Below are 19694 nucleotides of genomic sequence, written 5' to 3'. Positions count from 1 at the left end.
TTTCAGGTCTCCCGAGGCTTGAGCAGCCGAATACTTACCAACGGTCAGTTTTCATGTCAAAAGGTAAATATTGAGCCTTCCTCGCCGCGCCCCTAGATTGGACCGGGGCAACCGGAGGACAGGCGCATGGCGCGGCAGAGCATCGGCGAGATCAGGCGGGCCGAACTGAGCCAGGCCGCCTTCGACGCGCTCGTGCAACACGGGATTCGCGGCGCCACGCTCGAACGGGTGGCCGCGCTCGCCGGCGTGTCCAAGGGCGTCGTGCTGCACCATTTCCGCGACAAGGACGCGCTCTTCGAGGCGGTGCAGCGCAAGACCTACACGGTGCTGCGCGAATGCGTGACCGAACTGCTGCGCCACGCCGAAACCCCGCATGAACGGCTCTACGCGATCATCGCCGGCAACTTCGCCGAGCCGGTGTTCCAGCAGGAGATCTGTCACGCCTGGATCAGCCTGTGCTCGGACGTGCCCCACCACCGCGCCAGCCAGCGCATCCAGACGGCGGTGCACGCGCGGATGCGCTCGAACCTGATGAGCGCGCTGCGCCCGCTGCTGCCGGAACCCGAAGCGCGCCGAGTGGCCTTTCAGCTGCGCACGGTGATGGACGGCATCTGGCTGCGCGCCAGCTTCCAGGCGCAGCCCATGCCCGGCGCGCGCGGCGTGGACGAGGTCGACTACGCCGCCCGTCGCCTGCTGCCCGCGGACCCCCCCTTGATGCGCGCCGCGCGCGACAAGATGGAGACCCTCGCCGCCGTCATGCTGACTACCCGCGCCTTCCGCGAACGCGCGATGATCGGCTGAGCGTTGGACAGGGGCGCGCCGCCGCGCTAACCCTTAGCGACCGGCAAGGGAGGGACCGACATGGCGAGATGGATAGCCGACGCGATCGCGCGGATCGAGGCCGACGTGCGCCGCTCCTCGGACACGCATTTGCTGAAACTCACGCTGCCCAAGCTCGACGGCGTCGACATCTACCTCAAGGACGAAAGCACCCACCCCACCGGCAGCCTGAAACACCGCCTCGCGCGCTCTCTATTCCTCTACGCGCTCTGCAACGGCAAGGTGACCGAAGGCACGCCGGTGATCGAAGCGTCCTCGGGCAGCACCGCGGTTTCCGAGGCCTATTTCGCCCAGATGCTCGGCCTGCCTTTCACCGCGGTCATGCCGCGTTCGACCGCGCAGAGCAAGATCGACAAGATCACGCTTTACGGCGGCAAATGCCACTTCGTCGACAGCGCCCCGCAGATGCACGACGCCGCCACGCGGCTGGCCGCCGATACGGGCGGCTATTTCATGGACCAGTTCCTGCATGCCGAACGCGCGACCGACTGGCGCGGCAACAACAACATCGCCGAGAGCATCTTCGAGCAGATGCAGCGCGAACCCCACCCGGTCCCGCACACGCTGGTGATGAGCGCAGGCACCGGCGGCACGTCGGCCACGCTGGGCCGCTACGTGCGCTATCGCGGCCACGACACGCGACTGGTGGTGGTGGACCCGGAAAATTCGGTCTTCTTCGACGCGTGGCAGAGCCGCGACGACAGCCTCACCGCCGACTGCTCCAGCCGGATCGAGGGAATCGGACGCCCGCGCGTCGAGAAATCCTTTCAGCCGGACGTGATCGACGACATGATCCGCGTCCCCGATGCGGCCAGCATCGCCACGATCCACTGGCTCGAGGGCCTGATCGGACGCAAGGCCGGCGGCTCGACCGGCACCAACCTCTGGGGCGCGCTGAAAATCGCCCGGCAGATGATGGAGAGGGGCGAACGCGGCTCGATCGTCACCCTGCTCTGCGACGGGGGCGAGCGCTACCTCGACACCTATTACGACCCCGCCTGGGTCGCGCGATGCATCGGCGACACCGCGCCCCATGACCGGACGCTGCAAGACTGGCTCTGAGCGCCCGCACCCCCTTCTTCCTGCCTAAAATATCCTCTGAAGGCCCCGGCGCCACGACACCCGACACTGGCCCAAGAAAATCCATAATTTTCTTCGCCCCTCACTCCCAGCCGTCGGAGAACCCCTTCGGCACCATGAGGATATCACGATCCACGCCGCGTATGTCGCGATGCCCGCAGAACGCCATCGACACGTCCAGTTCCCTGTGGATGATCTCGAGCGCGCGGGTCACCCCCGCCTCCCCCATCGCGCCGAGGCCATAGACATAGGCGCGCCCGATATAGGTTCCCGTCGCCCCCAGCGCGAGCGCCTTCAGCACGTCCTGCCCCGAGCGGATGCCGCTGTCGAGATGCACCTCGATCCGGTCGCCCACCGCGTCCATGATCAGGGGCAGCGCGCGGATCGAACTGAGCGCCCCGTCAAGCTGCCGCCCGCCGTGGTTGGAGACCACGATCGCGTCCGCCCCCACGTTCAGCGCCTCCTTCGCGTCGCGCGGATCGATGATCCCCTTGATGATGAGCGGTCCGTCCCACATCTTGCGGAACTGCCGGATGCGGTCCCAGTCGAGCGCCTCGTCGAAGGCTTCGGACGTCCAGGAACTCAGCGAGGACGGATCGCTCACCCCCTTGGCGTGGCCGACGATATTGCCGAAGAAGCGCCGCTTCGTGCCCAGCATCCCGAGGCCCCATTGCACCTTGGTCACCATGTTGGCGACGGATTTGGCGGTCAGTTTCGGCGGGGCGGACAACCCGTTCTTTATATCCTTGTGGCGCTGGCCGAGCACCTGCAAATCGACGGTGATGACGGCGGCCGAGCATTTCGCGTCCCGAGCCCGGTCGAACAGGCGCTGCATGAAATCGTCGTCCTTGAGCGTGTAGACCTGCAACCAGAACGGCTTTTCGGTGTGCTCCGCCACGTCCTCGATCGAACAGATCGACATGGTCGAAAGCGTGTAGGGCACGCCGAACTTCTCCGCCGCCCGCGCCGCCTTGATCTCGCCATCCGCGCATTGCATCCCCGTCAGCCCGACGGGGGCGAGCGCGACGGGCATCGCTGCGTCCTGCCCGATCATCCGGCTCGCGGTCGTACGGTTCGACATGTCGACGGCGACGCGCTGACGAAACAGGATCTCGGAAAAATCGCTCTTGTTGGCGCGGAAGGTCTGCTCGGTCCAGCTTCCCGACTCGGTGTAGTCGTAGAACATCCGCGGCGCGCGGCGGCGGTAGATGCGGTGCAGATCCTCGATATCGGTGATGACGGGCATGGGATTTCCCTCGGCTGGCGCGCCCGAGTCTTACCGGCTCCGCGCCGGCTTGAGCAATGGGCGATTCCGCCCCATGCTGGGCGCGGCGTGAAACGGAGGGAAGTATGGACGCGAGCGCGCTTCCGACAGCGGGGCTCTGGGCCGAGATGCAGGCGTGGCGGCGGGACTTCCACCGCCATCCGGAGCTCGGCTTCGATCTGCCGCGCACCGCCCGAAGGGTGGCCGAGCTGCTGGAAGGTTTCGGCCTCGAGGTGCATCAAGGCGTCGGCGGCTCGGGCGTGGTCGGCGTCCTGCAGCGCGGCAACGGCCCCCGCGCCATCGGGCTGCGCGCCGACATGGACGCGCTGCCCATCGAGGAGGCGACGGGGCTTGCGCACGCCAGCAAGACACCCGGGCGGATGCACGCCTGCGGCCATGACGGGCACATGGCGATGCTGCTGGGCGCGGCGAAACACCTCGCCGACGAGGGGCGGTTCGACGGACGCGCGGTGTTCATCTTCCAGCCGAACGAGGAACACGGCGAAGGCGCCGCCGCGATGCTGGCCGACGGGTTGTTCGCCCGGTTCCCGGTCGACGCGATCTACGGCGCGCACAACATGCCGGGGCTGCCCGTGGGCGCCTTCCAGACCCGCCCCGGCGTGATGACGGCGAGCGAGGCGCTCTTCGAGATCGCCATCACCGGACAAGGCGGGCACGCGGCGCTGCCGCATATGGGGGTGGACGCGCTCACCGTTGGGGCGGAAATCGCGCTCGCGCTGCAAACCATCGTCGCGCGCAAGATCGATCCGGCGCGCCACGCGGTCGTCTCCCTAACCACGTTCGAAACCGACGGGCGGCGCAACGTGCTGCCCGGGCGCGCGGTGCTGCGCGGCGACTGCCGCGCGCTCGACCCCGAGACCAACGCAAGCATCGAGGCGGCGATGCGCCGGATCGTCGACGGCGTCGCGGCGGCGCATGGCGTGCGGGCCGAGGTGAGCTACGAGACGATCTTTCCCGCCACCATGAACGATGCGGAGAGCGCCGCGCGCGCCGTCCGCGCCGCCGCGCGTGTATCAGGTGACGTCGACGACGCCGGCCCGCCCAAGCTCTTTTCGGAGGATTTCGCGCATTTCGCCCACGCGGCGCCGGGCTGTTTCATGCTGATCGGCAACGGCGCAGAGGGCGCGCACGCGCGCCCGCTCCATTCACCGGATTACGACTTCAACGACGCGGCGCTAACGCCCGGTTCGGCCTGGTGGGCGGCCCTGGTCGAGCAGGAGCTCGCGCCCCGCACGGCGGAAAGGAACGGCCATGTATCTTGACGATCTTCACGAGGGGTTCACTTTTGAGACCGCCGCCAAGGCGCTGCCGCTCGAGGATATCCTCGCCTTCGCGCGGCAGTGGGATCCCCAACCCTTCCATATCGACGCCGAGGCCGCCGCCGCGACGCCCTTCGGCGGGATCATCGCCAGCGGGTTTCACACGCTGCTGACCGCGTTCACCCTCACGCTCGAGGCCGACATCTGGACCGAGGCGTCGCTCGGCTCGCCCGGCATGGACGCGCTGCGCTTCCTGCATCCGGTGCGTCCGGGCGACGTGCTGCGCTGTCGCGGCACGGTCGCGTCGGTCACGCCCTCGCGCAGCCGCCCGGATCGCGGGCGTTCGGACATCGATTACGAGGTGATCAACCAGGACGACGTGGTGGTGATGACCTACCGCGCGACGCATATCCTGCGCCGCGCGGGGTGACGATTCTTCGTCGAAAAATCTCCGGCGCGCGGATTCAGCCCGTTTCGCCGTCCAGCAGGGCGCGCAGCATCGCTTTCGCGCTGTCGCTGTTCCACTCCGCGTCGCCCTGCATCCGCGCGATCTCTCGCCCCTCGGGGTCGAGGATCACGGTGATCGGCAGGCCCAGCACGCCCATCTCGCGGGCGACCTGCTGCTTGGGATCGCGGTGCATCGGCAGGTTGTCGACGCCGATCTCGTCGAAGAACGCCTTGATCGCCGGGACCGGGTTGCGCCCGGTGGCCAGCGTCAGCACCTCGAAATCCTCGCCGCCGAACTCGGCCTGCAACTCGGAAAGCATCGGCATCTCCTTGCGACAGGGCGCGCACCATGTCGCCCAGAAGTTGAGCAGCACGTATTTGCCCCGGTGATCGGCCAGCGTGCCCTCGCCACCGTCGCCGGTGGTGAAGGCAAGCGCGCTCGCCGCCTTGGGCGCGGCGTGGAAGCTCAGCTTCTTCATGTCGCCCTCGAGCATCTGCTGATAGGCGCTGTAATCGCGCGCGTCCTGCGCCAGAACCTCGCCCGACGGGCGCACCAGCATGACGGTGGCGACGGCTGCAATTGCAACCGCGCCGGCGGCGATGTAGACGATTGCGGAACGTGACAGGGGCATCTTTCCTCCGAAGGGACAGGCGAATGGCAGACTCATCCTCGAACGCAATGTGGGGCGGCCGCTTCGCCGACGGACCCGATGCGATCATGGAGGCGATCAACGCCTCGATCGGGTTCGACCGACGCATGGCGGCGCAGGACATCGCGGGCTCCAAGGCCCATGCGGCCATGTTGGCCAGCACCGGCATCGTGAGTGATAGCGATGCCGCCGCGATGAAGGAAGGGCTTCTCACGGTGTTGTCAGAAATCGAGGACGGCAGCTTCGCGTTTTCCGCCGCGCTCGAGGACATCCACATGAACGTCGAGGCGCGCCTCAAGGAGCTGATTGGCGCGCCCGCAGGCCGTCTGCATACGGGCCGGTCGCGCAATGACCAGGTGGCGACCGATTTCCGGCTCTGGGTGCGCGACCAGCTGGACGCCGCCGACGCCGCGCTGATCGCGCTGATGCGCGCGCTTGTGTCGCAGGCCGAGGCGGGGGCCGACTGGGTCATGCCGGGCTTTACCCACCTGCAAACCGCGCAGCCGGTGACATGGGGGCATCACATGATGGCCTATGTCGAGATGCTGAACCGTGACCTGGGGCGGGTGCGCGACGCGCGGGCGCGGATGAACGAATGCCCGCTTGGCGCCGCGGCGCTCGCCGGGACGAGCTTTCCGATCGATCGCGACATGACCGCCGCCGAACTGGGCTTCGACCGGCCCTGCGCCAACTCGCTCGACGCGGTGAGCGACCGGGATTTCGCGCTCGAATTTCTCGGCATGGCCAGCATCTGCGCCATGCACCTGAGCCGGCTGGCCGAGGAGCTGGTGATCTGGTCCAGCGCGCAGTTCCGCTTCGTGACGCTGTCCGACCGGTTCTCGACCGGCTCCAGCATCATGCCGCAGAAGAAGAACCCCGACGCGGCGGAACTGATCCGCTCCAAGATCGGGCGCATCTTCGGCGCCAACGTGGCGCTGACGCTGGTGATGAAGGGGCTGCCGCTCGCCTATTCCAAGGACATGCAGGAAGACAAGGAACAGGTCTTTGACGCCGCTGACAACCTCATGCTGGCGCTGGCCGCGATGGAGGGCATGGTGCGCGACATGAGCGCCAACCGCGCAGCACTCGAGGCCGCGGCCAGCGCCGGGTTCTCGACCGCGACCGACCTCGCCGACTGGCTGGTGCGGGTGCTGGACATGCCGTTCCGCGAGGCGCATCATGTGACCGGCGCGCTGGTGGCGATGGCCGAAGGCAAGGGCTGCGATCTGCCCGACCTCTCGCTCGGGGACATGCAATCGGTGCATGGCGACATCAGCGCAGAGGTGTTCGACGTGCTCGGCGTGCATAACTCGGTCGCCAGCCGCACCAGTTACGGCGGCACGGCGCCCGAACAGGTGCGCCGCCAGGTGCAACGCTGGCAGGAGATATTGGGATGAGGATGACAGCGGCAATCGCGCTATTCGCAGCACTCGCCGCCTGCGGCGTGGACGGCCCGCCCGTGCGCCCGTCGGTCAACACCACGGTCGGGGTCGGGTCGAACGGAACCAACGCCACCGTCGGGACCGACTGGATCAGCGGGCGCGTCAGCACGCATGTCGGCGTGGGCTTCTGACGCGGTTTCCACCGATCGCACGTTGGATTTCGAGTATTCTTGGAACATTGAAAGCCGGACGATCCGGCAGGGGTGAGGCTTGGATCATTTTCTCTACCGTGACGGCGTGCTGCATGCCGAGGACGTCCCCATCCCCGAGATCGCGGCCGAGGTCGGCACGCCTTTCTACGTCTATTCCACCGCCACGCTGACGCGGCATTTCCGCCTGTTCGACGAGGCGCTGGAAGGGCTCGACCACCTTGTCTGCTACGCGATGAAGGCGGCCAGCAACCAGGCGATCCTGACGACGCTGGCGCGGCTCGGGGCGGGTATGGATGTCGTCTCGGGCGGGGAATACCGGCGCGCGCAGGCCGCCGGCGTCCCGGGCGAGCGGATCGTGTTTTCCGGCGTCGGCAAGACGCGCGAGGAGATGCGCCTCGCGCTGACCGGCGGGGTGCGCCAGTTCAACGTCGAGAGCGAGCCGGAGATGGAGGCGCTGAACGAAGTGGCGCTGTCGCTCGGGACGCGCGCGCCCATCGCGGTGCGGGTGAACCCGGACGTGGACGCGAAAACCCACGCCAAGATCGCCACCGGCAAGGCCGAGAACAAGTTCGGCATCCCGATCTCCCGCGCGCGCGAGGTGTACGCTCATGCGGCGACGTTGCCCGGGCTCGAGGTGATCGGCATCGACATGCATATCGGCAGCCAGATCACGGATCTGGATCCTTACCGGCAGGCCTACGGAAAACTGGCCGAGCTGACCGAAGCCCTGCGCGCGGACGGGCACGACATCCGCCGGCTCGACCTTGGCGGCGGGTTGGGGATCCCTTACGAGCGCTCCAACAGCGCGCCGCCGCTGCCGATGGAATACGGGCAGGTCGTGAAGGAGACCGTCGGGCATCTGGGTTGCGAGATCGAGATCGAGCCAGGCCGCCTGATCGCGGGAAACGCCGGACTGCTGGTGAGTGCGGTCATCTACCCCAAATCCGGCGAGGGGCGCGATTTCCTGATCCTCGACGCGGCGATGAACGACCTGATCCGGCCCGCGATGTACGACGCCTGGCACGATATCGTTCCCGTGACCGAACCCGCAGCCGGCGCCGAGAAACGCCCCTACGACATCGTCGGCCCGGTCTGCGAAAGCGGCGACACCTTTGCCCGCGCGCGCGCCATGCCGCCGCTCGGGGCGGGCGATCTGGTCGCGTTCCGCAGCGCCGGGGCCTACGGCGCGGTGATGGCCAGCGAATACAACACCCGCCCGCTCGTCCCCGAGGTGCTGGTGCATGGGCATCAATTCGCCGTCATCCGCCCCCGGCCGAGCTTTGACGAAATCATAAATCGCGATACGATGCCCGCATGGCTCTGACGCGATCCCCGTGTCCGGCCCCACCAAAGCGTTAAATGGCTGGAGATGGCTGAACGGACACCCCTGACACGCGACATCGCCGCACGGCTGCGCCTGCCGCTCACCCTGACATGGGCGGGACTGCTGGCCGAGCGGCTGGTGCGGGCGTTCTGGCCGCTCTGGACGCTGATCGCGGCGGTGGCGGCGGCGCTGATGCTGGGCTTTCACGAATGGGCGATGATCGAACTGGTCTTCGCGGTTCTCGCCGGGGCGGCGCTCGGGGCGCTGGTCTTTACAGGGCTCGGCCTGATCCGGTTCCGCTGGCCGCGCCGCGCGGAGGCGCTGGCGCGGATGGACGCGGCGCTGCCGGGCCGCCCGCTCGCCGCGCTTGCCGACCGGCAGGCGATCGGCGCCGGCGATCCGGCGTCCGAGGCGCTCTGGCACGCGCACCGCGCGCGCATGGTGAAGGCGGCGGCGCGCGCACGCGCGATCGAACCCGATCTGCGGCTGGCGCGGCGCGATCCCTTCGGGCTGCGCTATATCGCGCTTCTGGGTCTTGTCGTCGCGCTCGCCTTCGGGTCGGTCTGGCGCGTCGGCAGCGTGCAGCACATCGCCGGCGGCGGCCCGGCGCCCACGTCTGGCCCCGCATGGGAGGGCTGGATCGAGCCGCCGGCCCATACCGGGCTGCCGAGCCTCTACCTCGCCGATCTCGGGAACCGTTTTGGCGTCCCCGAGGGAAGCCGCGTGACCCTGCGTCTCTACGGCGCCCCCGGCGCGCTCAGCGTGTCCGAGACGGTGTCGGGCCGCACCGAGGACGTGGGCGTCGCGACCGATCCTGAACAGGATTTCGACGTGACCCGAAACGGGACGATCGCCATCGACGGCCCCGGCGGGCGCAAGTGGAGCGTCACCGCCACGCCGGATGCGCGCCCCTCGGTCGCGCTGCTTGCAGAGGGCGCGAAGACCACCTTCGACGGCCGGATGAGCCGCCCGTTCCGCGCCTCCGACGACTATGGCGTGACCGGCGGCACGGCGACGTTCCGGCTCGATCTCGACCGGGTCGAGCGGCGCTATGGCCTCGCCGCCGAACCCGACCCGCGCGCGCCACTCACGCTCGACCTGCCGATGCCGATCACCGGCGACCGCGCGGAGTTCACCGAAACCCTGGTCGAAAACCTCTCGCAGCACCCCTGGGCGCATTTGCCCGTCACGCTGGAATTGCAGGTCGAGGACGCGCGCGGCCAGACCGGCCACAGCCCGCCCGAGCAACTGACCCTGCCCGCTCGCCGCTTCTTCGACCCGCTGGCCGCATCCGTGATCGAGCAGCGCCAGGCGCTGCTCTGGGCGCGCTCCAACGCCGCCGAGGCGGCGCAGATCCTGCGCGCCATTTCGCACCGCCCCGAGGACGGGCTGTTCCCGACATCGGCCAGCTACCTGCGCCTGCGGGTGATCCTGCGCCGGCTCGAAGCCTCCATCGCGGACGGCCCGATCACCTCCGAGGCGCAGGACGAGATCGCCGCGGCGCTCTGGGATTTGGGCGTCATGCTCGAGGACGGCGACATCGGCGACGCGCTCGAACGGATGCGCGCGGCGCAGGAACGGCTGAGCGAGGCGATGAAGAACGGTGCCAGCGACGAGGAAATCGCCCAGCTCATGCAGGAATTGCGCGACGCGACGCAGGATTACCTGCGTCAGAAATTCCAGCAGGCCGAACGCGAAAGCGGCGCGGATCAACCCGACGGCGGCGACCAGAACCGCATGCAGCTCACCCAGCAGGACCTTCAGGACATGATGGACCGCATCCAGGAGTTGATCGAACAGGGCCGCATGGCCGAGGCGCAGCAGGCGATGGAGGAATTCCAGCGGATGATGGAAAACCTGCGCGTCACCGAAGGCCAGCGCGGCGAGGGCGAGGGCCAGCAGGCGATGGAAGGCCTCGCCGACACCCTGCGCGAGCAGCAGGGCCTGTCGGACCAGGCGTTCCGCGACTTGCAGGAACAGTTCAACCCGAACGCCCAGTCGGGCCAGAGCCAGCAGAACGAGGGCCGCAGCGGCGGTGAGGGCCGCGGCCAGAGTCACGAGGGCCAGGGCGGCGAGGGTCGGCCGGGCCAGGGCGGCGGGGGCGATGAGAGCGCCCGGCAGGACGGCCAGGGTCAGGCCGGCGCGCTTGCCGACCGCCAACAGGCGCTGCGCCGCGAACTCGACCGCCAGCGCGGCGCCCTGCCCGGCGCCGGGACCGAGGCGGGCGATGCGGCGCGCGACGCGCTCGACCGGGCCGGGCGCGCGATGGACGGCGCCGAGGAGGCGCTGCGCGACGACGATCTCGCCGAGGCGATCGACCGGCAGGCCGAGGCGATGGACGCGCTGCGCGACGGCATGCGCAGCCTCGGCGAGGCGCTGGCCAACCGCGACCCCGGCGAAGGCCAGGGACAGGCGCGCGGCATGGATGGCGGCCAGCAGAGCGACCCTCTGGGCCGCACCCCCGGCCAGGGCGACCGCGCCGGCACCCGCGACAGCCTGCTCCAGGGCGAGGACGTCTATCGCCGCGCCCGCGAATTGCTCGATGAAATCCGCCGCCGCTCGGGCGAAACGGAACGCCCCGAGGTCGAGCGCAACTACCTCGAACGCCTGCTCGAACGGTTCTGACGCCCCCGACGGGCTTTCAATGTTCCCCAAATACTCTCGCCAAAGACGGCGCGAGCCTCCGCCTCGGGGCGAGAGATCAAGCGTGCGCAGCGTGCGAAAAACCTACGCCCGCCCCGCCTCCGCCGAAAGCGTCAGCGGGCTCACCCCGAGCAGGGTCAGCGCGGCCTCCCACTTGTCGGGATCGGCGGTGTCGAAGATCAGGTCGGGCGTGCCCGGGCAGATCAGCCAGCCGTTGCGCGCGATTTCGCTCTCGAGCTGCCCCGGCCCCCAGCCGGCATAGCCCAGCGCGATGATCGCATGCTCCGGGCCGCCGCCGCCAGCCATGTCCTCGAGAATGTCGATGGCCGCGGTCATCGCGAAGGCGTCGCTCACGTCAAGCGTGGAAACGGGCGACGCGTAGCCCTTTTCGTGCAGCACGAAGCCGCGCCCATGCTCCACCGGGCCGCCGAAATGCACCGGCATTTCGCGCGCCTCCGCGCTCACCTCCACCGACAACTGGTCGAGAAGATGCGACAGCGACAGGTCCGACGTCGGTTTGTTCACGATGAGGCCCATCGCGCCCTCGGGAGAATGCGCGCACATGAAGACCACCGCATTGCCGAAACGGTCGTCGCCCATGCCCGGCATGGCGATAAGCGTCTGTCCTGTCAGGTTCATTTCCTCGGCCATTGCCGGTCTCCTGCGGTTTCGCGCCCCTGCGCGCGTATTCCCTCCGACAATGGGATACCGCCCAGGTCAACACAAGGGGCGGGGCCGGACCGCACGCGCATGGGCCTGTAACGTCCGTTCATGGGACATTGTTGCATACCGTTGGCGGAATTGTTGCACGTCTTCGCCGGAACGTGAGTTGGCTTTGCCCGCGGAATGGCCCATGTCGGAGGCATGATACGCACGGTTCTCTGCTCCCTCGCCTGCCTCGCCACGGCCCTTGCCGCCACGTTCGCCCATGCGGCTGGGTCGGTCGAGGACGTGCTCGAGGCGCGGCTCCTGCCCGGCTGGCGGATGGCGGACGGCACGCATATGGCCGCGCTCGAGATCACGCTCGATCCGGGCTGGAAGACCTACTGGCGCGCGCCCGGCGACCTCGGGATCCCGCCGCAGTTCGACTGGAGCGGCTCGCGCAACCTCGCCGGGGTCGAGATCGTCTGGCCAACGCCCGAACCGATTCTGCAGGCGGGGACGACCACGATCGGCTATGACGGACGGGTGATCCTGCCGCTGCGGGTGCTGCCGCGCCGGGCGGGGCGCGACGTGCGGCTCGACGGGCTGCTCGATCTCGGGGTCTGCCGCGACGTGTGCATTCCGGTGCAGCTGCGGCTCGACGCCGACCTGCCCCGCACCACCGAAAAACGCGACCCGCGCATCGCCGCCGCGCTCGCCGATCAACCCTACAGCGCGTCCGAGGCGCGCGTCGGCGCGGTGCGCTGCACGCTCGCCCCGGCGGATGGGGGTCTGCGCCTGCACGCCGAGATCGCGATGCCGAGCAGCGGCGGACGCGAATTCGCCGTGGTCGAGACCGACAACCCGGCGGTCTGGGTCGCCCCGGCCAAGGCCGCGCGCAAGGGCGACACGCTGACGGTGAACACGCGCATGGTCCATGCCGAGGGGCGCAGCTTTGCGGTGAACCGCAAGGGGCTGCGCATCACCGTGCTGGGCACGTCCTACGCCGTGGACATTCAGGGCTGCCCGGCGGGCTGAGGGCGCCGCAGCGCCTGCGTCAGCGCCAGCGCGACATATAGCGCAAGCACGAGCGCCGCCGCGCCCGTGAGGAAGGCCAGAAGCGCCGCGACCATCGGATCGAACTCCGCCAGGACCGGCAGCGCCGCCAGCAGCGTCGCGGGCAACGCGCCGCTCGCGATCGTCCAGCCCAGCGTCGCGCCAAGCCAGCAAAGGATCAACGCCGCCCCGGCCCATAGCGCCAGCCGTATCCGCCCGCCGCGCCGCATCCCGAGCCCGCGACGCAGCGCCGCCGTCTCGCGCGCGAGGTCATGCTGCACCGCGATCAGCGCGGGCACCACCAAGAGCACGAGCAGCATCCCGAAGGCGAGGCCGTAGACCAGCGTGATCACCGTCGGCAGCAGGAACTGCGCCTGCGCCGAGCGCTCGAACAGAAGCGGCGCAAGGCCGGCCACGGTCGTAAGCGTGGTCAGCATCACCGGGCGCAGCCGGTCCGCCGCCCCGTCGATGATCGACGGCGCCAGGCCGCGCTCGGCGGCGTATTCGTCGATGGTGGTGACCAGCACGATCGAATCATTGATGATGATCCCGGTCATGCCCAGCAACCCCACCACCGTGAACATGCTGAGCGGCACGTCCCATTGCGCATGGCCATAGATCGTGCCGACAAGGCCGAAGGGAATGATCGCCATAACCACGAACGGGCGCGTCCAGCTCGAGAACACCCAGGCAAGCACCAGGTATATCCCCGTTAGCGTCAGCATCAGTCCGAGCCGCGCCTCGGCGAGGAATTCGTCCTCCTGTTCGCTGAGGCCCGCGAGCCGCCATTCGACCTGTTGCTCCGCGGCGATGCGCGGCAGGATCTCGCTCTCGAGCGCCTGCATCACCTCGGCGGCGCGGGCCGGGTCGTCCTCGGACAATTCGCCGGTCACGCTGATCGTGCGCAGCCCGTTCTCGCGCCGCACGGTCGAGAAGCCGTTGCGCCGCTCGACCGTCACGATATCGGCCAGCGGGACATAGCCGCCCGCCGCCGTGCGCAACTGCATCCGCTGAAGGAAATCGGCGGTCAGTTCGCCCTCGGGCAGCTCGACCCGGATCGCGGCGCTACGCGGCCCGAGCGGGTAGGTCGCCGCCTCGATCCCGGCGAGGCGCGCACGCAAGACCCGGCCCAGCCCGTCGATGTCGAACCCGAGCGCCGCCCCCTGCGGCGTCAGGTCGAGAATCAGCTCCTCCTTGTCGTAGGCAAGGTCGTCCTCCAACCCCGAGACCTCGGGATAGCGCATCAGCGCCGCCCTGAGCGCGCCCGACGCCTGCTTGAGCTGCTCCGCGTCCGCGCCGTAGAACTGCACGTCGAGCGCATCGCCCCCCGGCCCGCCGCGCCAGGCGCGGAAGCTCACGGTTTCCGCCAGCGGGTGCTGCACGATCCGTTCCTGGAGGTCGGCGACGAACGCAAAGCTCGAATAGGGGCGCAGGTCGGCGTCGATCAGCTCGATCGATATCCCGCCGAGCTGGTCGGGCTCCTTGGTCTCGGTTCCGGCCATGCCGCGCCCGGCGTTGCCGCCGACCTCGGCCATCACGTAAGCCAGCGGGCTGCGCCCATATGTCTGCACATATTCCGCCGCCAGCGCCTCGGTCGCGCGCTGCATCTCGCGCATCATCGCCATCGAATCGGCGCGCGTGGCCCCCGGCGCCATCGCGAAATTGCCGGTCACGCTGCCGCGCTCGGGCGCGTTGAAGAACCGCCATGTGACGTCGCCGCGCGCGAACAGCGCCAGCTGCGAGCTGAGCACCAGCACCGCGCCGGCCAGCACCGGATAGCGCGCCCGGATCACCCCCGCCATCAGCGGTCGGAAAAGATAGGCGCGCACCCACACGAACCCGCGGTTCACCACCCGCGACGGCGCGTCGTACCAGTGTTCGCGCGCCGAATGGACGAGCGCGTGGCTCATGTGGTTGGGCAGGATCAGGAAACACTCGATCAGCGACGCGGTGAGCACCACGATCACGGTAAAGGGAATGTCGGCGATGAGCGTCCCGAACCGCCCCCCGATCACCACGAGACCGAAGAAGGCGATAATCGTGGTCAGCGTCGCGCAGAACACCGGCATCGCCATGCGCCGGGCGGCGTTCTCGGCCGCCTGGGCCGGGGATTCGCGCAGCCGGCGGGTGCGGGCGTCGGCGTGTTCGCCCACGACGATCGCGTCATCCACCACGATCCCCAGCGTGATGATGAGCGCAAAGAGCGAGATCATGTTGATGGTGATCCCCGCCGCGTACATCAGCGCCACCGCCGCGCACATCGCCACCGGAATGCCCGCCGCCACCCAGAACGCGATGCGCGCGTTGAGAAAGAGAAACAGCAGCGTCACCACCAGCAAAAGCCCCGTGAGCCCGTTCCCGAGCAGCATGTCGAGCCGCGCCGAGATGTTCTCGGAGCGGGTGCGGACCAGCTTGACCGTGACGCCTTCGGGCAGGGTTTCGGCCATCTGCGCCGCGACCTTCTCGACCGCGTCCTGGATCGCCAGCGCGTCGCCCCGCGCGGAACGGTCGACCCGGATCGACATCGCCGGGTCGTCGCCGACGAAATAGCCGCGCTCGCGCGCCACGCCCTCGGTGCGGATATGGGCCACGTCGCCGATGGTCAGCCGCGAGCGGTCGGGATTGACGCGCAGGGTGATGGCGGCGATCTGCTCGGGCGTGCGCTTTTCGGTGCCGGTGCGCACGCGGGTGTTGGCGCCCTCGACATCGCCCGCCGGGGCGGCGTCGACCTCGGCGCGGATCGCGGCGGCGATCTCGGCCATCGTAACGTCATGCGCCATGAGTGCGGTAGACGGCGCCTCGACGATGGTTTCGGGCGCGGCCACGCCGCGCACGGTGGTCCGCGTCACCCCCGCGGCGAACAGGCGGGTGATGAATTCATCCGCGTAAAGGCCAAGTTGCTGCGCGCCCAGCGGCCCGGTAATGACCACGTCCGTCACCCGGTCGCGCCACGCCCCGCGGCGCACCACCGGCTCATCGGCCTCTTCGGGCAGGGTCGTGACAGAGTCGACCGCCGCCTCCACATCCGTCGCGGCGCGGCCCATGTCCCAGCCGGGTTCGAACTCGAGCGTGATGCGCGCGCTGTTTTCACGGCTGGTGGCCTGGGTTGATTCGACGCCTTCCACGGCCAGCAAGGCAGGCTCGAGCGGCTGGACGATCGCGGCGTCGACATCCTCGGCCCCCGCGCCCTCCCAGGTGATCGAGACGGTGACGGTGTCCACGATCACGTCCGGCAGGAACTGCGCGCGCATGCGCGGCGCGGCGGCGACGCCCAGCACGATCAGCAACAACAGCAGCAGGTTCGCCGCGGTGCGGTGGCGGGTGAAATACGACAGCAGCCCGCCCGCCGCCGGAGGAATGGCGCGCGCCATGCCCTAGCCGCCCATCCGGGTTTCCAGCCGCTCGACCACGCGGGCGGGCACGCGGTCCTGCCCCAGCTTGGCGAGCAGCCGAGTCTTGACCGCGTCGGGCATGTCGGCGCTGTCCTGCACGTAGGCGACGAGCCGCGCGCGGCGCTCCGCGCTCAGCGTCAGCATCTCGGGCGCGTCGGCGCGCGGGCCCGCCGACTCGGGGCGGATCGCGCGCACCTTGATCCCCGCGCCCAGAAGCGGCGAGCGTCCGGTCACCACCTCGCGCCCGGCAAGCGCCGCGCCGCGCACGAGGATGTCGTCGCCCTGGCGGCGCAGGAGCGTGACCTCGAGCGATTCGAGCCGGTCATCCGGGCCCAGCGCCAGCACCGCGCCATCGGCCCCGAGTGCGGAGGCAGGCAGCCGCACAACCTGGTCAAGCGGCGGCTCCCGCACGCGGACGGTGACGAAATCGCCGGGCTTCATGCCTGCCGCCTCCCCGAGCCGGGCGAAGACCAGTCGCCCGGTCTGCCCCTCGCCCACAGCCGCGCCGGCGCGGGTGATCGCGCCGGTAGCCTCGAGATCGACGCCGAACGCCTCGAGCGTGGCGGTGACCGGCGCGCGGCGCAGGCGGCCGTCCGCGTCCAGCAGCCGCGCGAATTGCGGGGTGGAGACGCGGAACGCCACCTCGAGCGCGTCGGCGTCGACCAGCGTCGCCAGCCGCTCGTTCGCCGAAACCAGCCCGCCCTCGACCGCCGCCACGTCGCTCAGGCTGCCCGAGAAGCCGGTGGTGATGCGCGTATCGGCGAGCCTGCGACCGGCCTCATCGCGCGAGATCTCGGCGCGCGACAGCGCGGTTTTGGCAAGATCGATCCGCGCCTCGGCGGCGGCCACGGCCTGCCGGCGGGTGATGACGACCTGCCGGGCCTGCGATGCGGCCAGCTCGGCCGTCTCCACCGCCGCCGCGGTGCCGACGCCGCGCTCCTCGAGGTCTTTCTGCCGCTGAAACGCCCGCTCGCGCAGGTCCGCCTGCGCCTGCGCCGCCGCCAGTTCGTCCTGCGCCAGCCCGAGGCTGCGCTGCGCGTCGCGCACCTCGGCCCGCGCATCCAGCACGTCGCTTTTCGCGCGGGCGAGCGCCGCCTCGCTGTCGGCGGGGTCGATGCGCGCCAGAAGCTGCCCTTTGCGCACCTGCCCGCCTTCCTCGAACGCCTCGGCCAGTTCGACCAGCGTGCCGCTCGCGCGGGCGCGTATCTCGAGCGAGCGGCGGCTCTGCACCTCGCCAAAGACCGTGAGGACGGGGGTGATCCGCTGCGGCGCGGCGGTGACGACGTTGACCGCGAACATGCGTTCGCGCCGCTCGGGCATGCGCGGCTCCGCGCTCAGCCGGGTCTGCACCGCGTCATAGAGCACGTAGCCGGCGTAGCCCAGCAGCCCCAGCGTCATCGACACGAGGAACAGACCGGTCAGGCTATGGCGCAGAAACCGCATATCTCACAGGGCCTTGTTGGCGCGCCCCGCCCTGGGCGCATTGGCCCAATGTAAAGCGTCGCGCGCGAAACACCAAGCGCGCAGCCGATGACAGTTGCGTCACTTGCGCCGCAGGTGTTCATCGAGGCGCGGCATGATCTCGACGAAGTTGCAGGGCATGTGCCGGTAATCGAGCTGCGCCGCGAGAATGCCGTCCCAGGCGTCCTTGCACGCGCCGGGGCTGCCCGGAAGCGCGAATAGATAGGTCCCCCCCGCGACGCCGCCGGTCGCGCGCGACTGCACCGCGCTGGTCCCGATCTTCTGCATCGAGAGCATGGTGAAGATGGTTCCGAAAGCCTCGATCTCTTTCTCGTAGACGTCGCGATGCGCCTCGACGGTGACATCCCGCCCGGTGAGACCGGTGCCCCCGGTAGAGAGGATCACGTCGATCTCCGGGTCGTCGATCCACGCCCGCAGTTGCGCGGCGATCTCCGCGCGGTCGTCCCTTGCGATGGCGCGCGCGGCGAGGACATGGCCCGCGTCCCCGATCCGCCCGGCCAACGTGTCGCCCGAGCGGTCGTCGCCCGCCTGCCGCGTGTCGCTGACCGTCAGCACCGCGATGCGGACCGGAATGAATTCGCGCGTCTCGCTCATGCCTCTCCCTCGATGTCGAACCAGTTGGGCGCAGGCCCGAGGTTCCGCACCTTCGTGCGGCCGATCAGCCCGCCCTGCCCCCAACTGTCGTGGATATGCCCGCAAAGCGCCAGTTGCGGCTGGATGCGCTCTATCGCCGCATGGATCGCGGTGGAGCCGACGGATTGCCCCGCCGAAGTGCGGTCGGCGACGCCCTTGGGCGGCGAATGGGTGACGAGAATGTCGGCGCGGCTGCACGGCGCGAGCATGCGCGCGGCCTCTTCCTCGGGCAGATCGCAAGACCACGCGCCAAACGGCGTCACCGGCACCCCGTAGCCCAGCCCGAAGAGGCGTAGGCCGTCCACCTCCGTCCCCTCGCCATGCAGCACGCGCGCGCCCCCGGGGGCGGCGGCGCGCAGCTCGTCCGCGCTCTCGGCGTTGCCGGGGACCAGCACCATCGGCGCGCTGATGCCGTCCAGCAGCGCCAGCGCGTCCGCGAGATCCCGGCGCATGTTGCAGAAATCGCCGGCGCCGATCACCAGGTCGGCGGTTCGGCTGGCCGCGACCAGCGCCTCGGCGCGGGCGCAGGCATGGTGCAAGTCCGAGAACGCGAGGATTTTCATGCGCCGCCCTCCCGCAGCCGCGCCTGAAGGCTCAGCAGGTCGGCCCAGGCCTCGCGCTTCTTCGCCGGCTGGCGCAGCAGGTAGGCGGGGTGGAACATCGGCAGCGCCGGGCGGCCATAGGCCTGCGTCCAGCCGCCGCGCAGCCGGGTGATGCCGCGCTTGCCCAGCCCCGCCTCGCAGCTGATGTTGCCCACGAGCACTAGCAGGTCGGGCGCGGCCAACTCGACATGACGCTGCATGAAGGGAACCATCATCGCGATCTCCTCGGCGGAAGGGTCGCGGTTCTGTGGCGGCCGCCACGGCACCACGTTCGCGATATAGGCCGCGTGCGCCCCGTCCTGCGCGGCGCGGTCCAGCCCGATCGCCGCCAGCATCCGGTCGAGCATCTTGCCCGCGCGCCCGACGAAGGGCTTGCCGGCTTGGTCCTCCTCGCGGCCCGGCGCCTCGCCGATGATCATCACCCGCGCGGCCGGGTTGCCGTCGGCGAAGACCAGGTTGCGCGCGCCGCGCTTCAGTTCGCAATGTTCAAAGGCCGCCATCGCCGCGCGCAAGCCGTCGAGATCCGCCGCCGCCTGCGCCATGCGCCGCGCATCCGCCACCGGGTCGGCCGCCGCGGCCTGCGCGACCGGCTCGGGCTCGGTCGCCGCCGTCTTGCGAGCGGGCCTGCCCGGCGCCGTGTCGGGCAGATCGTAGCGGTTCACCGGCGCGTCGCCGATCGCCTCGTCCGCGCCGAGCTCTACCTGCCAGGCCAGCAGCGCGCGCGCCGCGTGAAAATCCAATGCCGAATCCATGCCCCATGCTATC

Annotated in this window: 17 protein-coding genes; 9 read left to right on the top strand and 8 right to left on the bottom strand. The window is 69.6% G+C overall.

The genetic code is table 11. The features are described from left to right. Positions 1–126 precede the first annotated feature (126 nt). Positions 127–801 carry a transcriptional regulator BetI gene (gene betI / locus D6850_RS01610; protein WP_121163280.1) on the top strand — a complete coding sequence of 225 codons (675 nt, stop codon included), beginning with the start codon at positions 127–129 and terminating at the stop codon, positions 799–801. A gap of 60 nt (positions 802–861) precedes the next feature. Further along, complete coding sequence (locus tag D6850_RS01605; protein WP_121163279.1) at positions 862–1902, top strand: PLP-dependent cysteine synthase family protein; 1041 nt, start codon at positions 862–864, stop codon at positions 1900–1902. Positions 1903–2002: 100 nt separating this feature from the next. Here D6850_RS01605 and D6850_RS01600 read toward each other — a convergent pair whose 3' ends face one another. Beyond that, positions 2003–3166 carry an alpha-hydroxy acid oxidase gene (locus D6850_RS01600; protein ID WP_121163278.1) on the bottom strand — a complete coding sequence of 388 codons (1164 nt, stop codon included), beginning with the start codon at positions 3164–3166 and terminating at the stop codon, positions 2003–2005. Between the two features lie 104 nt (positions 3167–3270). Between D6850_RS01600 and D6850_RS01595 the strand changes: the two genes are divergently transcribed. Further along, the gene (locus D6850_RS01595; RefSeq protein ID WP_217510699.1) at positions 3271–4467 is read left to right on the top strand and encodes an amidohydrolase; all 1197 of its coding nucleotides are present in this window, start codon (positions 3271–3273) and stop codon (positions 4465–4467) included. Beyond that, positions 4457–4894: a MaoC family dehydratase gene (locus tag D6850_RS01590; RefSeq protein ID WP_121163277.1), complete on the top strand. Its 438-nt coding sequence runs from the start codon at positions 4457–4459 to the stop codon at positions 4892–4894. Before D6850_RS01595 ends, D6850_RS01590 begins: the two co-directional genes overlap by 11 nt. A 34-nt stretch (positions 4895–4928) precedes the next feature. Here the strand turns inward: D6850_RS01590 and D6850_RS01585 are convergent, their stop codons facing one another. Beyond that, positions 4929–5471, bottom strand: a complete 543-nt coding sequence (locus tag D6850_RS01585; protein ID WP_245964113.1) for a TlpA disulfide reductase family protein — start codon at positions 5469–5471, stop codon at positions 4929–4931. A gap of 95 nt (positions 5472–5566) precedes the next feature. Here D6850_RS01585 and argH point away from each other — a divergent pair, with 95 nt between their 5' ends. The 4 genes from argH (at position 5567) to D6850_RS01565 (ending at position 11104) form a co-directional block, all read left to right on the top strand. After that, on the top strand, positions 5567–6958 hold the full coding sequence (gene argH / locus D6850_RS01580) for an argininosuccinate lyase (RefSeq protein WP_121163274.1): 1392 nt from the start codon (positions 5567–5569) through the stop codon (positions 6956–6958). Continuing rightward, on the top strand, positions 6955–7134 hold the full coding sequence (locus D6850_RS01575; RefSeq protein WP_121163273.1) for an argininosuccinate lyase: 180 nt from the start codon (positions 6955–6957) through the stop codon (positions 7132–7134). Before argH ends, D6850_RS01575 begins: the two co-directional genes overlap by 4 nt. 79 nt (positions 7135–7213) lie before the next feature. After that, a complete protein-coding gene (lysA, locus tag D6850_RS01570) occupies positions 7214–8479 on the top strand; it encodes a diaminopimelate decarboxylase (protein ID WP_121163271.1) in 1266 nt (421 codons plus the stop codon). 45 nt (positions 8480–8524) lie between these two features. Then, entirely contained in the window at positions 8525–11104 is a 2580-nt protein-coding gene (locus D6850_RS01565) for a TIGR02302 family protein (protein WP_121163270.1), read from the top strand. Positions 11105–11206: 102 nt separating this feature from the next. Here D6850_RS01565 and D6850_RS01560 read toward each other — a convergent pair whose 3' ends face one another. Next, complete coding sequence (locus D6850_RS01560) at positions 11207–11773, bottom strand: YqgE/AlgH family protein (RefSeq protein ID WP_206019185.1); 567 nt, start codon at positions 11771–11773, stop codon at positions 11207–11209. Positions 11774–11968: 195 nt separating this feature from the next. On the opposite strand from D6850_RS01560, the gene D6850_RS01555 reads away from it, so the two are divergent. Then, positions 11969–12802, top strand: coding sequence for a protein-disulfide reductase DsbD domain-containing protein (locus tag D6850_RS01555; protein ID WP_245964064.1), 834 nt, complete (start codon positions 11969–11971; stop codon positions 12800–12802). Here D6850_RS01555 and D6850_RS01550 read toward each other — a convergent pair. The 5 genes from D6850_RS01550 to D6850_RS01530 all read right to left on the bottom strand — a co-directional run bounded on the left by D6850_RS01550 (position 12781) and on the right by D6850_RS01530 (position 19681). Further along, a complete protein-coding gene (locus tag D6850_RS01550; protein WP_121163269.1) occupies positions 12781–16191 on the bottom strand; it encodes an efflux RND transporter permease subunit in 3411 nt (1136 codons plus the stop codon). The two genes, D6850_RS01555 and D6850_RS01550, sit on opposite strands and share 22 nt — an antisense overlap. Positions 16192–16194: 3 nt before the next feature. After that, positions 16195–17655: an efflux RND transporter periplasmic adaptor subunit gene (locus tag D6850_RS01545; protein WP_121163267.1), complete on the bottom strand. Its 1461-nt coding sequence runs from the start codon at positions 17653–17655 to the stop codon at positions 16195–16197. 99 nt (positions 17656–17754) lie between these two features. Further along, positions 17755–18288, bottom strand: coding sequence for a molybdenum cofactor biosynthesis protein B (gene moaB, locus D6850_RS01540; protein WP_121163266.1), 534 nt, complete (start codon positions 18286–18288; stop codon positions 17755–17757). Continuing rightward, on the bottom strand, positions 18285–18890 hold the full coding sequence (locus tag D6850_RS01535; RefSeq protein ID WP_121163265.1) for a metallophosphoesterase family protein: 606 nt from the start codon (positions 18888–18890) through the stop codon (positions 18285–18287). Before D6850_RS01535 ends, moaB begins: the two co-directional genes overlap by 4 nt. After that, on the bottom strand, positions 18887–19681 hold the full coding sequence (locus tag D6850_RS01530; protein ID WP_121163263.1) for a uracil-DNA glycosylase: 795 nt from the start codon (positions 19679–19681) through the stop codon (positions 18887–18889). The genes D6850_RS01535 and D6850_RS01530 overlap by 4 nt, the downstream gene beginning before the upstream one ends. Between the last annotated feature and the right edge of the window lie 13 nt (positions 19682–19694).

It is taken from the genome of Roseovarius spongiae, from assembly GCF_003651245.1.
GTDB lineage: Bacteria > Pseudomonadota > Alphaproteobacteria > Rhodobacterales > Rhodobacteraceae > Roseovarius > Roseovarius spongiae.
This window is presented reverse-complemented; position numbering and strand designations above follow the sequence as displayed.

What these genes read in the sequence shown, in the direction of transcription:
- D6850_RS01560 (WP_206019185.1), bottom strand. Translation starts at nt 11,773, where the DNA reads ATGGCCGAGGAAATGAACCTGACAGGACAGACGCTTATCGCCATGCCG.
- D6850_RS01550 (WP_121163269.1), bottom strand. Translation starts at nt 16,191, where the DNA reads ATGGCGCGCGCCATTCCTCCGGCGGCGGGCGGGCTGCTGTCGTATTTC.
- D6850_RS01590 (WP_121163277.1), top strand. Translation starts at nt 4,457, where the DNA reads ATGTATCTTGACGATCTTCACGAGGGGTTCACTTTTGAGACCGCCGCC.
- D6850_RS01535 (WP_121163265.1), bottom strand. Translation starts at nt 18,890, where the DNA reads ATGAAAATCCTCGCGTTCTCGGACTTGCACCATGCCTGCGCCCGCGCC.
- D6850_RS01595 (WP_217510699.1), top strand. Translation starts at nt 3,271, where the DNA reads ATGGACGCGAGCGCGCTTCCGACAGCGGGGCTCTGGGCCGAGATGCAG.
- D6850_RS01565 (WP_121163270.1), top strand. Translation starts at nt 8,525, where the DNA reads ATGGCTGAACGGACACCCCTGACACGCGACATCGCCGCACGGCTGCGC.
- betI (WP_121163280.1), top strand. Translation starts at nt 127, where the DNA reads ATGGCGCGGCAGAGCATCGGCGAGATCAGGCGGGCCGAACTGAGCCAG.
- D6850_RS01555 (WP_245964064.1), top strand. Translation starts at nt 11,969, where the DNA reads ATGGCCCATGTCGGAGGCATGATACGCACGGTTCTCTGCTCCCTCGCC.
- D6850_RS01605 (WP_121163279.1), top strand. Translation starts at nt 862, where the DNA reads ATGGCGAGATGGATAGCCGACGCGATCGCGCGGATCGAGGCCGACGTG.
- D6850_RS01545 (WP_121163267.1), bottom strand. Translation starts at nt 17,655, where the DNA reads ATGCGGTTTCTGCGCCATAGCCTGACCGGTCTGTTCCTCGTGTCGATG.
- argH (WP_121163274.1), top strand. Translation starts at nt 5,567, where the DNA reads ATGGCAGACTCATCCTCGAACGCAATGTGGGGCGGCCGCTTCGCCGAC.
- moaB (WP_121163266.1), bottom strand. Translation starts at nt 18,288, where the DNA reads ATGAGCGAGACGCGCGAATTCATTCCGGTCCGCATCGCGGTGCTGACG.
- D6850_RS01575 (WP_121163273.1), top strand. Translation starts at nt 6,955, where the DNA reads ATGAGGATGACAGCGGCAATCGCGCTATTCGCAGCACTCGCCGCCTGC.
- D6850_RS01600 (WP_121163278.1), bottom strand. Translation starts at nt 3,166, where the DNA reads ATGCCCGTCATCACCGATATCGAGGATCTGCACCGCATCTACCGCCGC.
- D6850_RS01585 (WP_245964113.1), bottom strand. Translation starts at nt 5,471, where the DNA reads ATGCTGGTGCGCCCGTCGGGCGAGGTTCTGGCGCAGGACGCGCGCGAT.
- D6850_RS01530 (WP_121163263.1), bottom strand. Translation starts at nt 19,681, where the DNA reads ATGGATTCGGCATTGGATTTTCACGCGGCGCGCGCGCTGCTGGCCTGG.